Source organism: Streptomyces sp. B1866, assembly GCF_031932565.1.
Taxonomy (GTDB): Bacteria; Actinomycetota; Actinomycetes; order Streptomycetales; family Streptomycetaceae; genus Streptomyces.
Genome location: NZ_JAVSCF010000563.1, coordinates 1 through 808, shown reverse-complemented (window position 1 = coordinate 808; position 808 = coordinate 1). Strand labels below are relative to the sequence as shown.

1 pseudogene is annotated in these 808 nt (G+C 82.7%); it reads right to left on the bottom strand.

The annotated features are described in order from the left end of the window. Positions 1–808, bottom strand: a pseudogene (locus RKE29_RS30205) (hypothetical protein); the annotation flags it as partial.

The following is an 808-nucleotide window of genomic DNA, read 5'->3' as shown; positions in this document are numbered from 1 at the left end:
CGTCCGGGGCGGGCCGGGGCGCGGCGTCCGCGAGGTGCCCGGGCGCGGCGTCCGGGGCCTGCGTCCGCGGGCGTGCGCGCACGGCGGGGGCCGGCGGCGCGGACTCCCACAGGTCCGGGTCCAGCTCGTCGAGACCGGCGTCCGGATCGTCGGCCGCCGCGCGGGTACGGGCGGGCCCCGGCGCCGCCGGACCGGCCGGCTCGTCATCCCAGACACCCGGACCGAGATCGTCCGCCCCGCGCGTACGGGCACTCCTCCGCGCCACCGCACCGGCCAGGCCCTCGTCCCAGGCGTCCGCCCCGAATTCGTCCGTCCCGCGCGTACGGCCGCTCCCCCGCGCCCCCGCAGCGTCCGCGCCGTCGTCCCACGGGCCCGGCCCGAGATCGCCCATCCCGCGCGTACGGGCACGCTCCGGCGCCTGCCGGCCGGCCGGTTCCCGGTCCCGGAGGCCCGGCTCCGGCTCGTCCGCCCTGCGCGTACGGGCACTGCCCCGCGCGTACGGGCCACCCGACCCGGCGCCCCACGGCACCCCGTCCGCTTCCCCGGACGCGGCGCCGTCCTCCCAGTCCCCGGCGGCACCGGCCGCACGGGACCACTCCCCCGCCAACGGCCCGGCCGGGTCCTCGTCCCACAGGGGCGGGTCCAGCTCCTCCGCCACCAGGTCGCGCCCGTCGAAAGCGTCGCGGCCGTCGAAAACGTCCGGGCCGACCGGCTCCCGGCCGTGCGCCGGGCCGCCGGCCGCGCGGTGGGCGGCCGGGCCGGGGGGGGCGGCGGCGCCTGGCGGCGCGTCCCACGGGTCCGGCTCGGG